Raw genomic sequence first — 14,765 nt, forward strand, 5'->3', positions numbered from 1 at the left:
GCTACCATGACCACTAATAATCAAATTCTTTTAAATAATCTTGAGCGCTTAGGGTTAAACAAAATCCGTGAATACTTGCCGAATTACCTTGATCAAATTCACACTGATAATCTGTCATTAACTGAGGCGCTAATTGATTTAACTAATTCGGAACTCCAGAATCGACACGAAGGTCAGATTGCACGGGCCATTGGCCGTGCTCGGTTCCCCAATACAAAATCCCTAGATACATTTGATTTTAGCTTTCAACCCAGTATGAATCGCCAAGAGGTTCTGGAATTCCAGAATCTGGCTTTTATGGAAAAGTCTGAAAACTTAATCTTTATTGGCAATCCGGGAGTCGGTAAAACCCACTTGGCAATTAGTATTGGGATTGAGGCCTGTAAACAGGGCTGTCGGGTTCTCTTTATTAATTGTCATGAGCTGTTGATTAGATTGAGAGCAGCTTACGAAAAAGGACTGCTTGATCGATCTCTAAGCCGCTATTCGCGCTATGACCTATTAATTATTGATGAAATTGGGTATTTGCCAATTGGTCACCAAGAAGCTAACCTCTTATTTCAGCTAGTCAATGCCCGCTATGAAAAGCATTCAACGATCATTACCAGCAATAGTGATCTATCCGCTTGGGTTGATATTTTCCAGAACCCAACTGTGACAGCAGCCATTCTCGATCGCTTGGTTCATCATGTTCACGTAGTGAAGATCACTGGTAAATCTTACCGATTACGTGGCCTCAAGTAACTGCCGAAAACCTACATTTCTTTCTGCCGAAAACCTACATTTTTAAACTGCCCTTGACACCGAATTGATAAATCGTCTCAATGTTCGTTTTGAAGCACAGTCCAAAATAGTAAACGCCGAATTAACAGATTTAGAGAACTCCTTACCAAAGGTAGAAAAGAAGTTCCCCGAGACCGTAATTATGTTGCATAGTGATGCGATTAAGCTGTTAATTGACTACGGCATTGATTTGGAATTTGCTAAGAATTTCACTATAAAGGTTGGCTCACCAAATCCTGAAATAGAGGCTTTTCTTAGCAACATCGAGTCTATTCCAAACTATGATGAAAATTCTGACCTAAATCAGTATATTAATAACGCCAGGGAGTTGTTGAAGGAATCGGACAAACTTTATCACCAACTTCAAACAGCACAACGTGCTGCTCATGTTTTACAAGTTCTTGCAGACAAAGCAAAACGTTATAGCAAGCAAACATTCGTTGATATTTCAAATATCAATACCGTCAGTAAACTTCGAATCACAAAATTCTCAGAGTTTAATATTAGCGAAAATGTCGACGTCTCTGATGAGGCTTTTGCGTTAATTAAAGAAAAAATCAATAACTATATTTGAAATATTCCCTCTAAGTATCGTATACTGTTGTTACAGGCACGTAAGTGTCGATTGAGCTTCGAACTCAATCTTAACTATACTGAGTCAGTTGACTCGAGGGAATTCTACTGAATTCCCTCTTTTTTATTCTATAAAAAAAGAAAAAGCACACCCTCATCCCCGACCAAAGTTTTGAGAGTGTGCGCCTATGATCAACACACAACATGTGTGCGCTTTTCAAATATCATTATACCCTGAAAGAAGGTGGTATCACAAATCGACCGCTAAATTTTGCCCTAGTCCGGTACGAATTTAGAAAAGGAAGATTAACATGAGACTAAAAAACGAAAAAGTTATTAAACGTGATCCACGAGTTCGTTCCTACACTGATAGTGACAATAAGACTAAATACCGAGTTCGATTTCAGCGTACTCTGTTTGGCCATAAGCTTCAGTTTGAGAAGCGAGACTTACCATCAGCGTATGCAGCTACTGCTTGGGCAGATCATGCCCTGGTCGAAGCCAACGAAAAACGCGGTATCTTAAAGTCCCCCACTGTCGAAGAATACTACACAATCTGGTTCAATCGTAATGTTCAAAAACACTATTGGAAACCAGATACTGAACAGAACTATGCAGCCTTCTTTCGGCGTCATATTCTACCCGAATTTGGCAATGTACGCTTAGAAGACTTAACGCGTGACATGTTTCAAAACTACATTGATCGCATGGAGCATATTGAACGCCCTAATGGTCATATTGGTTACTCATCTAAAACACTTCGCCTGATTAAGGGATATTTCTCTGTGATGTTGAATGATGCTGTGGATGGAGATTACATTGACGCTAATCGTATCCACCGTGTGCGGATCAAGAGCCATGTTGGTGAACGCAACAAGGAAATCAGTTTGCAACAATACCTAGCTGCTATTAAAGCCGCTAACAAGGTTCTGACGCCAATTGGCAAATTAGGATTTTATCTGTCTCTGTTAGGTATGCGTCACGCGGAGATACTTGGTTTTACTGAAAGCCATCTCACGCCAACCACCTATTTCATCGAAAAGACGCGTACCAGTGCAGCGCCGATGGGCAACACACCAAAGACATTTGATTCCAAGCGGACAATTCCAATTACATCAGACGTTTATCAAGTCGCACAGGACGCCATAGCAGCCTCTAAGCAGATTTATTTGGAGTGCGAGAAGAATTACACACCTGACAGCTTTGTCATCGTTAATCGAGATGCACAGCCGCTTAATTACACAGGTCTGAATTACTTCTTTCAAAAGGTGTCTGATGAGATTGGTTTTCACATCTATCCTCACATGATGCGCCATGCCTTTGCCACCTTCTCGCTGCCTAAAGCACGTGATCCAAAAGATGTCATGAAGATTCTGGGACACTCGTCCATGACGATGACAGAATATTACGACAACGGCACTAAAGAAGGTCAGTCAAATGTGGTTAGTATGATGGATCATTTAATTAATACCGACTCAGATAATCAGGTTAAAAAAGATAGCTAGACACAAAAAAAGCGGTCAGCTATTAAACTGATCGCTCTTTCTCGTACCCGAGATGGGTGCCATTCTAACTCAATATACCCAACTTTAGCGGGAAAATGGAGGATATTCGAAGATGTCCCTAAATAGGGAATTCCGTTAAATCAAACATTTAGTGTCCTCTAGGTTCCTAAAAATCCTAGCCAAAATAATGGCGTGCTAACTCAAGCGCTGAAGTTTCCATAATCTTTTCACCATGCTCTGACAAAACATCACTAGTAATCGTAGTTTTGTTTGCGTATTCCAAAGCCACCGCCACATCATCTTTGATAGTTTCTGGAGTGGTTTGATCCGTGAAAAAGACCAAATCAAGGTAATATTGATCACGGTATTTATAAAGATTTGATACAGCGCCATCTAAATGAAGAACCTTAGCAATTGAAACAAGATCTTCAAAGTCGTTCAGACGAAGCACAACCTCCCGCGTAGGAACGTTAGGATCAGAAGTATAATTCTTTAAAGCCTCAGGATCATTATCATCCGTGGCTTCACTACTGATTGTTGTTTTACGATCATCATCGTCTTCTGAATCCTTACCCTGCAACTGTTGCTTTAAAAAGTCGGAAATCTGATCAGTTGATGCATTGTCACCAAAATCGACTGCGCCACTAAAGCCAGCGCTGGCTGCATCAAAATCATCAGTCCCATCGCCTTCATCGCCAACATTCTTGCTGATAAACAGCTCTAAACCGTGGCGATTTGGCAAAACTTGAAATGTGACTGCGTCATTATCCTGAAATTGATGATCTACATCAACTTCCTCTAAGATGCTGTAAAAGAATCGTTCTATCTGCTGATGATTACCAAGTAGATCAAGCACTGTGATGCCACGGGCAGATAAATCATCATTGCCAATAACGACTCGAATTGTATTCTCGTTAATGCGTTCCATTTCCATGCGAAACACCCCTTTCGCAAAAGGAATTCCATCCTAAATGTTTATTCATATTTTAGTCCTCTAATCGTCAAAGTAAAGTTTAATCAACTATTTTTAACGGTTTCTATTCGATCAATCACTGTAGTGCATAAAGATAACAAAAAGACCCAACCTATGCCATTATCCCATAGATTCGGTCACTTGCAAATTAATCTCTAAGCGTAGTTTTATAAATTTGCTAATCGTTGTGCTTCAGCCAATTCCAGTGCACGAACATCACGTGGCAAGAAGCGGCGAATTTCATCTTCGTTGTATCCCACTTGAAGTCGCTTGTCATCCATAATAATAGGACGACGTAACAAAGCCGGGTTTTCATGAACAAGATCAATTAACTTATTCATTGGCAGATCATCAAGATCAACATGAAGATCTTGGAAAACCTTCGAACGTTTGGAGATGATTTCTTCAGTTCCATCTTCTGTCATTCGTAAAACAGTTTTGATTTCATCGGCTGACAGCGGTTCGGCAAAAATATTCCGCTCTTTGAAAGGAATATTGTTTTCAACGAGCCATGCACGAGCCTTTCGGCAAGAAGTGCAACTCGGTGAGGTATAGAGCGTAACCATGTTACTCATAAATTGTCGTCCCCCTTTAAGCATGTTGCGAGCGTTATGAGATCTCTTATCTCATGCTTATATTGTACAGCACGTTCACAAAAAAATAAAGAGGGTTTTATAAAGACAGGGGAACATCTATTCGTAACTTTAAAAGACATATTTTTATAATTTGTATTTTAGTTTTCTGTTAAAATACAGAAAACAGCATAAGTAAATAAATATATTACTACGTTTATTATTTTAAACGAATTATATCGATAAGTTCAAACGTATACAAATCGGTTCAAAACAGCGTCACATAGGGATTGTGCTTCTTTTTCGTAAGTAAAATAGTTGTGCTATGTTAAATAATAATTTGATTAATGTCTGATGCCAATTTAACTTGTATTTTTTTGCCAACAATCAATTGTGCCTCTTCTTTTAATGATTCCAAATTGCCTGTTTGCGGTAAATGAGTCAATATTAGTTGTTTGACCTGCGCAGTTTTGGCTAAAGCACCCGCTTGAGTGGATGTCATGTGCCACATCTTGCCAGTATGATTTGCATAAAAGTTAGTGTCAACCATTAACAAATCCGCTCCCTTTGAGAAGCTATTTAAGGTATCGGTCACTGCACTGTCAGCTGTGAATACCAATGTATGGCCAGTCTTTGTTTCCGTAATGCGTACTGCAAAAGTAGGAACTGGATGAACAGTTCGCGAAAAGGTAATCATAAATGGTCCAAGAACTAAGGATGACTGCGGATCATACCCATGACCTTCCGTTGCCCCTGCCCACGTTAACGCAGCAAAATTCAACGGATCTTCTGTATTACCATAGATCGGCAGTACAGCGTGTTTACGCGCGCCCTGCTGAAGTTGCCATTCATATTGAAGCACGCCCACATCCGCTGTGTGATCGTGATGGTAGTGCGTCAACAATAGCCCATCAAGTTGTAATGGATTCAGCACTTTTTGCAATGCAAGCAAAGTGCCACTTCCGGCGTCAACCATTAAATTATAATCGTCGCTCTGCAATAAATAACCGCTTGTACCTACTCCGTTTGCGGGATAACCGCCATAATAACCCAGTATTGTTAATTTCATCGTTTTTTCCTCCTCTCTAAAGGTAACTCATTCATGAAATTAATTCGAATAATGAATGCCCATATTTTGCACATCATTTAAAGGTGCGCTTATAATTAAGGTAAATAAAGCATGGAGGTATAATTATGACATCGGCGATTTCCTTAGCATTCGGCACTAAAAACATTTTACAGAACTTGCAGGCACAAAATCCTCAAAACAAGTTGATCTCCCTATCTGAAACAAGAGGAGTCGCGCGTCTCATGCTACTGGATGTAAGTGGTCTGCCAACAGTATTTGCAAACCCCATTACGTTCAAAGTACTAAACGAGTTGCCTCAACCGGCATATAAGGACTTTTTCGCTTTTATCAATTTACAGTTGGATCCAGATCACGCAAAGATTTTACGCGCAAGCGTTGATCATTTTTTAGATCAGGAACGGCCCTTAGGCTTGCGAGCGTTTGCCTTACTGGAGAAGGACAAAGCTAGCAGCGAGTATACTATATTAATGTCTTGGGATCATGTTAATGACTACCACGCCTGGATTTCTAGTACTTCGTTTGCACCTTTTGAATCGTTTTACAAACAGTCCCAATACAGTTATCGTGAAACTGCATATAATCGTGTTAGCCTGACACGCTAAACATTACATTTAGAACGTACACATCCTAATAAGAGAACCTTTCAGCAAAAATGTTGTTTTCGCTGGAGGGTTCTCTTATTCTGTCATAGACAGAAATTATATTTCAATTCTAAAAAAAACTACGCACAATATGCGTAGTTACGATTGATATAAGATTGCGGGGGCTGGATTTGAACCAACGACCTTCGGGTTATGGGCCCGACGAGCTACCAGACTGCTCCACCCCGCGATAATAGTAAGATGAAATGACCCCTACGGGATTCGAACCCATGTTACCGCCGTGAAAGGGCGGTGTCTTAAACCACTTGACCAAGGGGTCATAGAGAATAATGACCTACATTCTAAAACAAAAAACGGAGAAGGAGAGATTCGAACTCTCGCGCCGCTTGCGCGACCTATACCCTTAGCAGGGGCACCTCTTCAGCCACTTGAGTACTTCCCCAAAACCAAGTGGGCACAAGTGGACTCGAACCACCGACCTCACGCTTATCAGGCGTGCGCTCTAACCAGCTGAGCTATGCGCCCATGGAGCGGGTGACGAGAATCGAACTCGCGACAGCAGCTTGGAAGGCTGCGGTTTTACCACTAAACTACACCCGCATAACATGGTATGAATGGCGCGGGACAGAATCGAACTGCCGACACATGGAGCTTCAATCCATTGCTCTACCGACTGAGCTACCGAGCCATAAACGGTCCCAACGAGACTCGAACTCGTGATCTCCTGCGTGACAGGCAGGCGTCCTAACCAACTGGACCATGGGACCAAAATTGCGGGGGCTGGATTTGAACCAACGACCTTCGGGTTATGGGCCCGACGAGCTACCAGACTGCTCCACCCCGCGATAATAGTATATAAACAAAAAGGAGGATAAGAGATTCGAACTCTTGCGTGGACTTGCGCCCACCTGACGGTTTTCAAGACCGTTCCCTTCAGCCAGACTTGGGTAATCCTCCATAAGCTGAATATAAGCAATGGACCACCATATTAGTGGACCTTGTAGGACTCGAACCTACGACCGGACGGTTATGAGCCGTCTGCTCTAACCAACTGAGCTAAAGGTCCAAGTTCACTCATATGCTTAATCGCGGCGGGGGGGATCGAACCCTCGACCTCCCGGGTATGAACCGGACGCTCTAGCCAGCTGAGCTACACCGCGATCATAAATAACTAGAGAGCTATTTATAAATCGGGAAAACAGGATTCGAACCTGCGACCCCCTGGTCCCAAACCAGGTGCTCTACCAAGCTGAGCTATTTCCCGAAAATGTAATTGTTTTGCAGAATGAAAACTGCAATGCACCCAGTAGGAGTCGAACCTACAACCTTCTGATTCGTAGTCAGACACTCTATCCAGTTGCGCTATGGGTGCAAATAAGTGCCGAGGACCGGGATCGAACCGGTACGGTCATCACTGACCGCAGGATTTTAAGTCCTGTGCGTCTGCCAATTCCGCCACCCCGGCATCATTGTGAATTGGCAAAAGCGGAAGACGGGATTCGAACCCGCGACCCCCACCATGGCAAGGTGATGTTCTACCACTGAACTACTTCCGCATATAAATGGTGCAATGCCGACTAGAGGATTCGAACCTCCGACCCCCTGTTTACAAGACAGATGCTCTGCCAACTGAGCTAAGTCGGCGTTAACCGAAAATTTTTCACTACCCTCTAAGGGCAATGAGCCGTGACAGTCTCGAACTGTCGACCCTCTGATTAAAAGTCAGATGCTCTACCAACTGAGCTAACGGCTCATTAAATGGAAGATACAGGGCTCGAACCTGTGACCCTCTGCTTGTAAGGCAGACGCTCTCCCAACTGAGCTAATCTTCCAATATGCATGGCGACGACCTACCCTCGCAGGGAGCGATCCCCCAACTACTCTTGGCGCGACGAAGCTTAACTTCCGTGTTCGGCATGGGAACGGGTGTATCCTTCGTGCCATTATCACCACACTCTGAGCGTTATCCACTCAAAACTGAATCATGATCTTCTTTTCTTTAACCGGACCACCACTTCGTGGTTAAGTCCTCGACCGATTAGTACTAGTCCGCTCCATGTGTCGCCACACTTCCACTTCTAGCCTATCTACCTCATCATCTCTGAGGGGTCTTACTTCCATATAGGAATGGGAAATCTCATCTCGAGGCGAGTTTCACACTTAGATGCTTTCAGCGTTTATCTCATCCATACATAGCTACCCAGCGATGCGCCTGGCGGCACAACTGGTACACCAGCGGTATGTCCATCCCGGTCCTCTCGTACTAAGGACAGCTCCTCTCAAATTTCCTGCGCCCGCGACGGATAGGGACCGAACTGTCTCACGACGTTCTGAACCCAGCTCGCGTACCGCTTTAATGGGCGAACAGCCCAACCCTTGGGACCGACTACAGCCCCAGGATGCGATGAGCCGACATCGAGGTGCCAAACCTCCCCGTCGATGTGGACTCTTGGGGGAGATGAGCCTGTTATCCCCAGGGTAGCTTTTATCCGTTGAGCGATGGCCCTTCCATACGGTACCACCGGATCACTAAGCCCGACTTTCGTCCCTGCTCGACCTGTCTGTCTCACAGTCAAGCTCCCTTGTGCCTTTACACTCTACAAATGATTTCCAACCATTTTGAGGGAACCTTTGGGCGCCTCCGTTACCTTTTAGGAGGCGACCGCCCCAGTCAAACTGCCTACCTGACACTGTCTCCCGCCACGCTAAGTGGCGCGGGTTAGAGTGGCCGTATAACAAGAGTAGTATCCCACGGTTGCCTCCTTCGAGACTAGCGTCCCGAGCTCTACGGCTCCTACCTATCCTGTACAAGTTATACAGACACCCAATATCAAGCTACAGTAAAGCTCCATGGGGTCTTTCCGTCCTGTCGCGGGTAACCCGCATCTTCACGGGTAATATAATTTCACCGAGTCTCTCGTTGAGACAGTGCCCAGATCGTTACGCCTTTCATGCGGGTCGGAACTTACCCGACAAGGAATTTCGCTACCTTAGGACCGTTATAGTTACGGCCGCCGTTCACTGGGGCTTCAATTCTGAGCTTCGCTTACGCTAACCCATCCTTTTAACCTTCCAGCACTGGGCAGGCGTCAGCCCCTATACGTCATCTTACGATTTTGCAGAAACCTGTGTTTTTGATAAACAGTCGCCTGGGCCTTTTCACTGCGGCTACACTTGCGTGCAGCACCCCTTATTCCGAAGTTACGGGGTCATTTTGCCGAGTTCCTTAACGAGAGTTCACTCGCTCACCTGAGGATACTCTCCTCGACTACCTGTGTCGGTCTGCGGTACGGGTAATTAAACTCTAACTAGAAGCTTTTCTCGGCAGCGTGACATCAACGACTTCCCTACTTAAATTTCGGTCCTCGTCACAGCTCAATGTTAAAGAAACAAGCATTTAACTCATCTCACACCTCACTGCTTGACCGGACATTTCCAATCGTCCGGATCGTTTAGCCTTCTGCGTCCCTCCATTGTTCAAACAAGTTTAACTAGTACAGGAATCTCAACCTGTTTTCCATCGACTACGCCTTTCGGCCTCGCCTTAGGTCCCGACTAACCCTGGGTGGACGAGCCTTCCCCAGGAAACCTTAGTCATTCGGTGGATCAGATTCTCACTGATCTTTCGCTACTCATACCGGCATTCTCACTTCTATGCGCTCCACCAGTCCTTACGATCTGGCTTCACCGCCCATAGAACGCTCTCCTATCGCGCCACTTACGTGGCACCCACAGTTTCGGTAATATGCTTAGCCCCGGTACATTTTCGGCGCAGAATCACTCGACTAGTGAGCTATTACGCACTCTTTAAATGGTGGCTGCTTCTGAGCCAACATCCTAGTTGTCTGTGCAACTCCACATCCTTTTCCACTTAGCATATATTTAGGGACCTTAACTGGTGATCTGGGCTGTTCCCCTTTCGACGGTGGATCTTATCACTCATCGTCTGACTCCCGGATAACACATCAATGGCATTCGGAGTTTATCTGAATTCAGTAACCCATGACGGGCCCCTAGTTCAAACAGTGCTCTACCTCCATGATGATTCATCCGAGGCTAGCCCTAAAGCTATTTCGGAGAGAACCAGCTATCTCCAAGTTCGTTTGGAATTTCACCGCTACCCACACGTCATCCCAGCCTTTTTCAACAGACACGGGTTCGGCCCTCCGGTGCGTATTACCGCACTTTCAGCCTGCACATGGGTAGGTCACCTGGTTTCGGGTTTACTTCAACATACTTAGTCGCCCATTTCAGACTCGCTTTCGCTACGGCTCCGGTCTTTCCACCTTAACCTTGCATGTTAACGTAACTCGCCGGTTCATTCTACAAAAGGCACGCTATCACCCATTAACGGGCTCTAACTACTTGTAGGCACACGGTTTCAGGAACTATTTCACTCCCCTTCCGGGGTGCTTTTCACCTTTCCCTCACGGTACTGGTCCACTATCGGTCACTAGGGAGTATTTAGCCTTACGGGATGGTCCCCGCAAATTCCGACGGAATTTCACGTGCTCCGCCGTACTCAGGATCCTGAACTGAGGGACTTTGATTTCGTCTACGTGGCTCTCACACCCTATGGCGACGTTTCCCAACGTCTTCGACTATCAAGGTCTTTGGTAACTCAAATGTTCAGTCCTACAACCCCAAACTGCAAGCAGCTTGGTTTGGGCTGTTCCCCGTTCGCTCGCCGCTACTTAGGGAATCGATTTTTCTTTCTGCTCCTGTTGCTACTTAGATGTTTCAGTTCACAACGTCTACCTTCAACTAGAGTATGTATTCCCCTAGTGATAATCAGCGGTTAAACTGATTGGGTTTCCCCATTCGGAAATCTCCGGATCAAAGCTTACTTACAGCTCCCCGAAGCATATCGGTGTTAGTCCCGTCCTTCATCGGCTCCTAGTGCCAAGGCATCCACCGTGCGCCCTTTATAACTTAACCTAACAGTTCATATGAACTGCGGTTATGAGTTTAGCGATAAACAATTTAACTTGTTAAAAAACTCAAAAACGCGGTGTTCTCGGTTTAAATAATAAAAAGAATCATGATTCAGTTTTCAATGTACAACGTTTCAGTTGGTCACTTGCGTGACCAATGGAGAATAACGGGATCGAACCGTTGACCCCCTGCTTGCAAAGCAGGTGCTCTCCCATCTGAGCTAATTCCCCATGTTGTCTTCAGGCTTGATCGATGGGCACAAGTGGACTCGAACCACCGACCTCACGCTTATCAGGCGTGCGCTCTAACCAGCTGAGCTATGCGCCCAATCTTTTGTTTGAGGTAAATCCCTCAAAACTGAACAACGTTTCCACTAATGTGTAAGGTTCCGATTTGTTTCCTTAGAAAGGAGGTGATCCAGCCGCAGGTTCTCCTACGGCTACCTTGTTACGACTTCACCCTAATCATCTGTCCCACCTTAGGCGGTTGGCTCCCGAAGGTTACCCCACCGACTTTGGGTGTTACAAACTCTCATGGTGTGACGGGCGGTGTGTACAAGACCCGGGAACGTATTCACCGCGGCATGCTGATCCGCGATTACTAGCGATTCCGACTTCGTGTAGGCGAGTTGCAGCCTACAGTCCGAACTGAGAATGGCTTTAAGAGATTTGCTTGGCCTCGCGACTTCGCTGCTCGTTGTACCATCCATTGTAGCACGTGTGTAGCCCAGGACATAAGGGGCATGATGATTTGACGTCGTCCCCACCTTCCTCCGGTTTGTCACCGGCAGTCTCATTAGAGTGCCCAACTTAATGCTGGCAACTAATCATAAGGGTTGCGCTCGTTGCGGGACTTAACCCAACATCTCACGACACGAGCTGACGACAACCATGCACCACCTGTCTTTCCGTCCCCGAAGGGAACGTCCGATCTCTCGGATTAGCAGAAGATGTCAAGCCCTGGTAAGGTTCTTCGCGTAGCTTCGAATTAAACCACATGCTCCACCGCTTGTGCGGGTCCCCGTCAATTCCTTTGAGTTTCAACCTTGCGGTCGTACTCCCCAGGCGGAATACTTATTGCGTTAGCTGCGGCACTAAGGGGCGGAAACCCCCTAACACCTAGTATTCATCGTTTACGGCATGGACTACCAGGGTATCTAATCCTGTTTGCTACCCATGCTTTCGAGCCTCAGCGTCAGTTACAGACTAGGTAGCCGCCTTCGCCACTGGTGTTCTTCCATATATCTACGCATTCCACCGCTACACATGGAGTTCCACTACCCTCTTCTGCACTCAAGTTATCCAGTTTCCGATGCCCTTCTCCGGTTAAGCCGAAGGCTTTCACATCAGACTTAAATAACCGCCTGCACTCCCTTTACGCCCAATAAATCCGGATAACGCTTGCCACCTACGTATTACCGCGGCTGCTGGCACGTAGTTAGCCGTGGCTTTCTGGTTAAATACCGTCACTATCTGAACAGTTACTCTCAGATACGTTCTTCTTTAACAACAGAGTTTTACGAGCCGAAACCCTTCTTCACTCACGCGGCGTTGCTCCATCAGGCTTGCGCCCATTGTGGAAGATTCCCTACTGCTGCCTCCCGTAGGAGTCTGGGCCGTGTCTCAGTCCCAATGTGGCCGATCAGCCTCTCAGCTCGGCTATGCATCATTGCCTTGGTAAGCCGTTACCTTACCAACTAGCTAATGCACCGCGGGTCCATCCTAAAGTGATAGCCGAAACCATCTTTCAAGCGAAAACCATGTGGTTTTCGTTGTTATGCGGTATTAGCATCTGTTTCCAAATGTTATCCCCCACTTTAGGGCAGGTTACCCACGTGTTACTCACCCGTTCGCCACTCACTTCAATGTCTCGTCAATCTGGTGCAAGCACCGTCAATCAAAAACCGAAGTGCGTTCGACTTGCATGTATTAGGCACGCCGCCAGCGTTCATCCTGAGCCAGGATCAAACTCTCAAATTAATGAGTTATTTGAAATAGCTCTTGTTTTGTTGTTACTTGGTTATAAAGTGAATTGACTTCACAATTGTAATTGCTTCGAACTTTCGTTCAAAGACCCTACACATTTGATTCGTCGAAACGTTGTTCAGTTTTCAAAGATCTACTTCGTTGCCTCAAGACAACTATTTGATAATATCATTCAAACTTGACTGTGTCAATTAAAAGTTGAAGAACTTTTTTGTTTCACAATCGGTCCAGATGATTGCTGCATCAACATTCCGTAGCAGCAAGTAATACTATATCAATCACATGAATCTGGGTCAAGTCAAATTTCAAAAAAATTGAAAAATAGTTCATTACGGTTAATCAAATACTGGTGCAGAGTCAAACTTAACGTCATGAAATAGCGTGTGTAGCTGATCTCCTTGTACAAAATCAAGACCCTGCTCAAGCGCACGTTGCTTCAACTCTGAAGTGATCTGAAGATGATCAAAAACAAACAGTGACACATTAGCCTCAGCTATCTCACAAGTTGTTAATTCGCTTAATCTTAATTGTTCGAGATCTACTTCTAAAGCATCGTGCAAACATTCAAGGATACTTGCCAACGCAGTCTTGTCTTCCAAAACCTTAGTGCAGAAAAAGCCGTAATTACCTTCATTCTTTGTAACTAAAAAGCTTGGGGTGCCATCATTAATCGTCAAAATAGTCCCTGCAACTTGTTTCATAAAGCTCTTTCATCCTCCTCTTACAACTTAGCATTACTTCAAAAACCGTTGACGGGCTTCCGCCAACCACCCATCCATTGCATCTGCAATTGGTTGAAACCCTGTGTGAACATGATAATTTGTCCAGTACCGCTTGTGAACATCACGGGCGTTGACCGCTGGTACATCTTCTTGATCCTCTTCCAAACAACGTAATGACAGACTGATCTTTTGCGAGTACTCATCTATATCAAGTATTTTAGCCTTTACCGACTGCCCCACTTTTAGATAGTCATGGATATCACGTACAAATCCATAATGTGTCTCTGAAATATGAATGAGCCCTTGATGAGTTTCATCTAAACTAATAAAAGCCCCATACGGCTGAATCCCAGTTACCACACCAGTCACTGTTTGACCAATCTGGTACTTCATAAACCGCGCCTCCCCGCAACTTATTACGCTTCGCTCACGGAGACACTGTTGATTAAAATTGGCGTATCTGGACGATCCTCATAGTTAGTTGAAACCTTAGCCATCTCATCCACAACGTTCATTCCTTCTATAACTTGCCCGAAAACAGTATGATGTCCATCAAGCCATGGTGTACCACCCTGCTCATACTTGGCAATAACTTCGTCGGGTAATCCCATATCCTTCAATTGTCCGATCATATCTGCAGGAACTCGACTTGCCTGGACAATGAAGAATTGACTGCCGTTTGTATTTGGACCAGCATTGGCCATCGATAACGCGCCTCTAAAGTTAAACAATTTATCTGAAAATTCATCTTCAAACGTTTGTCCATAGATACTTTCACCACCGGCACCAGTTCCTGTGGGATCGCCACCTTGAATCATAAAATCAGCAATGACACGGTGGAAACTTACACCATCATAATAGCCATTTTTAGCAAGACCAACAAAATTTGCCACTGTTTTCGGTGCCTGGTCCTCAAACAATTGGAATTTGATATCCCCCATCGTCGTGTGCAACGTTACTTGTGGACCCTTGGCCTCACCAATTTCAATCTGTGGATACATTTTTATTCTCCTTATTACAGCTTG

Annotated in this window: 10 protein-coding genes, 20 tRNA genes and 3 rRNA genes; 4 read left to right on the forward strand and 29 right to left on the reverse strand. The window is 45.0% G+C overall.

What is annotated here, in order from left to right:
• The first annotated feature begins 6 nt into the window (after window positions 1-6).
• From istB to ABUE36_RS09175, 3 genes are all read left to right on the forward strand, one after another.
• Window positions 7-744: an IS21-like element helper ATPase IstB gene (istB, locus tag ABUE36_RS09165; RefSeq protein WP_014386885.1), complete on the forward strand. Its 738-nt coding sequence runs from the start codon at window positions 7-9 to the stop codon at window positions 742-744.
• Between the two features lie 181 nt (window positions 745-925).
• On the forward strand, window positions 926-1,357 hold the full coding sequence (locus ABUE36_RS09170; protein WP_421016641.1) for a hypothetical protein: 432 nt from the start codon (window positions 926-928) through the stop codon (window positions 1,355-1,357).
• 310 nt (window positions 1,358-1,667) lie between these two features.
• Window positions 1,668-2,861 (forward strand): tyrosine-type recombinase/integrase, encoded by a 1,194-nt coding sequence (locus tag ABUE36_RS09175; RefSeq protein ID WP_421016642.1) that lies wholly within the window; start codon window positions 1,668-1,670, stop codon window positions 2,859-2,861.
• Window positions 2,862-3,036: 175 nt separating this feature from the next.
• On the opposite strand, the gene ABUE36_RS09180 is transcribed toward ABUE36_RS09175, so the two are convergent.
• The 3 genes from ABUE36_RS09180 to ABUE36_RS09190 form a co-directional block, all read right to left on the reverse strand.
• Complete coding sequence (locus ABUE36_RS09180; RefSeq protein WP_161000988.1) at window positions 3,037-3,795, reverse strand: adaptor protein MecA; 759 nt, start codon at window positions 3,793-3,795, stop codon at window positions 3,037-3,039.
• A gap of 206 nt (window positions 3,796-4,001) precedes the next feature.
• Window positions 4,002-4,400, reverse strand: a complete 399-nt coding sequence (gene spxA, locus ABUE36_RS09185; protein ID WP_026017224.1) for a transcriptional regulator SpxA — start codon at window positions 4,398-4,400, stop codon at window positions 4,002-4,004.
• A gap of 334 nt (window positions 4,401-4,734) precedes the next feature.
• Window positions 4,735-5,475 (reverse strand): MBL fold metallo-hydrolase, encoded by a 741-nt coding sequence (locus ABUE36_RS09190; protein ID WP_421016643.1) that lies wholly within the window; start codon window positions 5,473-5,475, stop codon window positions 4,735-4,737.
• 125 nt (window positions 5,476-5,600) lie between these two features.
• Here ABUE36_RS09190 and ABUE36_RS09195 point away from each other — a divergent pair, with 125 nt between their 5' ends.
• Complete coding sequence (locus ABUE36_RS09195) at window positions 5,601-6,098, forward strand: hypothetical protein (protein ID WP_421016644.1); 498 nt, start codon at window positions 5,601-5,603, stop codon at window positions 6,096-6,098.
• A gap of 155 nt (window positions 6,099-6,253) precedes the next feature.
• Here ABUE36_RS09195 and ABUE36_RS09200 read toward each other — a convergent pair.
• The 26 genes from ABUE36_RS09200 to ABUE36_RS09325 all read right to left on the reverse strand — a co-directional run bounded on the left by ABUE36_RS09200 (window position 6,254) and on the right by ABUE36_RS09325 (window position 14,741).
• Window positions 6,254-6,327 (reverse strand) — tRNA-Met (locus ABUE36_RS09200).
• A 17-nt stretch (window positions 6,328-6,344) separates the two neighbouring features.
• Window positions 6,345-6,417: transfer RNA gene (locus ABUE36_RS09205), tRNA-Glu, on the reverse strand.
• Between the two features lie 35 nt (window positions 6,418-6,452).
• Window positions 6,453-6,540: transfer RNA gene (locus tag ABUE36_RS09210), tRNA-Ser, on the reverse strand.
• A 9-nt stretch (window positions 6,541-6,549) separates the two neighbouring features.
• Window positions 6,550-6,623: transfer RNA gene (locus ABUE36_RS09215), tRNA-Ile, on the reverse strand.
• Between the two features lies 1 nt (window position 6,624).
• Window positions 6,625-6,698: transfer RNA gene (locus ABUE36_RS09220), tRNA-Gly, on the reverse strand.
• Window positions 6,699-6,713: 15 nt separating this feature from the next.
• Window positions 6,714-6,786, reverse strand: a tRNA-Phe gene (locus tag ABUE36_RS09225).
• Window positions 6,787-6,791: 5 nt separating this feature from the next.
• Window positions 6,792-6,865: transfer RNA gene (locus ABUE36_RS09230), tRNA-Asp, on the reverse strand.
• 4 nt (window positions 6,866-6,869) lie between these two features.
• Window positions 6,870-6,943: transfer RNA gene (locus ABUE36_RS09235), tRNA-Met, on the reverse strand.
• Between the two features lie 20 nt (window positions 6,944-6,963).
• A tRNA-Ser gene (locus ABUE36_RS09240) sits at window positions 6,964-7,055 on the reverse strand.
• 35 nt (window positions 7,056-7,090) lie between these two features.
• Window positions 7,091-7,164 (reverse strand) — tRNA-Ile (locus ABUE36_RS09245).
• 20 nt (window positions 7,165-7,184) lie between these two features.
• Window positions 7,185-7,258, reverse strand: a tRNA-Met gene (locus tag ABUE36_RS09250).
• A 30-nt stretch (window positions 7,259-7,288) separates the two neighbouring features.
• Window positions 7,289-7,362 (reverse strand) — tRNA-Pro (locus ABUE36_RS09255).
• Window positions 7,363-7,396: 34 nt separating this feature from the next.
• Window positions 7,397-7,470, reverse strand: a tRNA-Arg gene (locus tag ABUE36_RS09260).
• 7 nt (window positions 7,471-7,477) lie between these two features.
• Window positions 7,478-7,563, reverse strand: a tRNA-Leu gene (locus tag ABUE36_RS09265).
• Between the two features lie 19 nt (window positions 7,564-7,582).
• Window positions 7,583-7,654, reverse strand: a tRNA-Gly gene (locus ABUE36_RS09270).
• Window positions 7,655-7,669: 15 nt separating this feature from the next.
• Window positions 7,670-7,742 (reverse strand) — tRNA-Thr (locus ABUE36_RS09275).
• Between the two features lie 36 nt (window positions 7,743-7,778).
• Window positions 7,779-7,851: transfer RNA gene (locus ABUE36_RS09280), tRNA-Lys, on the reverse strand.
• Window positions 7,852-7,857: 6 nt separating this feature from the next.
• Window positions 7,858-7,930: transfer RNA gene (locus ABUE36_RS09285), tRNA-Val, on the reverse strand.
• Between the two features lie 5 nt (window positions 7,931-7,935).
• A 5S ribosomal RNA gene (rrf, locus tag ABUE36_RS09290) occupies window positions 7,936-8,052 on the reverse strand.
• A 64-nt stretch (window positions 8,053-8,116) separates the two neighbouring features.
• Window positions 8,117-11,036 (reverse strand): 23S ribosomal RNA (locus ABUE36_RS09295).
• Between the two features lie 154 nt (window positions 11,037-11,190).
• Window positions 11,191-11,263: transfer RNA gene (locus ABUE36_RS09300), tRNA-Ala, on the reverse strand.
• Window positions 11,264-11,286: 23 nt separating this feature from the next.
• A tRNA-Ile gene (locus ABUE36_RS09305) sits at window positions 11,287-11,360 on the reverse strand.
• 78 nt (window positions 11,361-11,438) lie between these two features.
• Window positions 11,439-13,012 (reverse strand): 16S ribosomal RNA (locus ABUE36_RS09310).
• The 16S, 23S and 5S rRNA genes sit together here with 20 tRNA genes alongside, the layout of an rRNA operon.
• A gap of 341 nt (window positions 13,013-13,353) precedes the next feature.
• Entirely contained in the window at window positions 13,354-13,719 is a 366-nt protein-coding gene (locus ABUE36_RS09315) for a hypothetical protein (protein WP_161000903.1), read from the reverse strand.
• Window positions 13,720-13,752: 33 nt separating this feature from the next.
• Window positions 13,753-14,133: a CvfD/Ygs/GSP13 family RNA-binding post-transcriptional regulator gene (locus ABUE36_RS09320; RefSeq protein ID WP_161000902.1), complete on the reverse strand. Its 381-nt coding sequence runs from the start codon at window positions 14,131-14,133 to the stop codon at window positions 13,753-13,755.
• Between the two features lie 23 nt (window positions 14,134-14,156).
• Entirely contained in the window at window positions 14,157-14,741 is a 585-nt protein-coding gene (locus tag ABUE36_RS09325; RefSeq protein ID WP_162855578.1) for a peptidylprolyl isomerase, read from the reverse strand.
• Between the last annotated feature and the right edge of the window lie 24 nt (window positions 14,742-14,765).

This window comes from Furfurilactobacillus cerevisiae, from assembly GCF_048961765.1.
In the GTDB taxonomy this organism is placed as follows: Bacteria; Bacillota; Bacilli; order Lactobacillales; family Lactobacillaceae; genus Furfurilactobacillus; species Furfurilactobacillus milii_A.

Bases quoted from the DNA above. Each gene is read 5' to 3' on its own strand.
- istB (WP_014386885.1), top strand. From the start codon at position 7: ATGACCACTAATAATCAAATTCTTTTAAATAATCTTGAGCGCTTAGGG.
- ABUE36_RS09170 (WP_421016641.1), top strand. From the start codon at position 926: ATGTTGCATAGTGATGCGATTAAGCTGTTAATTGACTACGGCATTGAT.
- ABUE36_RS09175 (WP_421016642.1), top strand. From the start codon at position 1,668: ATGAGACTAAAAAACGAAAAAGTTATTAAACGTGATCCACGAGTTCGT.
- ABUE36_RS09180 (WP_161000988.1), bottom strand. From the start codon at position 3,795: ATGGAAATGGAACGCATTAACGAGAATACAATTCGAGTCGTTATTGGC.
- spxA (WP_026017224.1), bottom strand. From the start codon at position 4,400: ATGGTTACGCTCTATACCTCACCGAGTTGCACTTCTTGCCGAAAGGCT.
- ABUE36_RS09190 (WP_421016643.1), bottom strand. From the start codon at position 5,475: ATGAAATTAACAATACTGGGTTATTATGGCGGTTATCCCGCAAACGGA.
- ABUE36_RS09195 (WP_421016644.1), top strand. From the start codon at position 5,601: ATGACATCGGCGATTTCCTTAGCATTCGGCACTAAAAACATTTTACAG.
- ABUE36_RS09315 (WP_161000903.1), bottom strand. From the start codon at position 13,719: ATGAAACAAGTTGCAGGGACTATTTTGACGATTAATGATGGCACCCCA.
- ABUE36_RS09320 (WP_161000902.1), bottom strand. From the start codon at position 14,133: ATGAAGTACCAGATTGGTCAAACAGTGACTGGTGTGGTAACTGGGATT.
- ABUE36_RS09325 (WP_162855578.1), bottom strand. From the start codon at position 14,741: ATGTATCCACAGATTGAAATTGGTGAGGCCAAGGGTCCACAAGTAACG.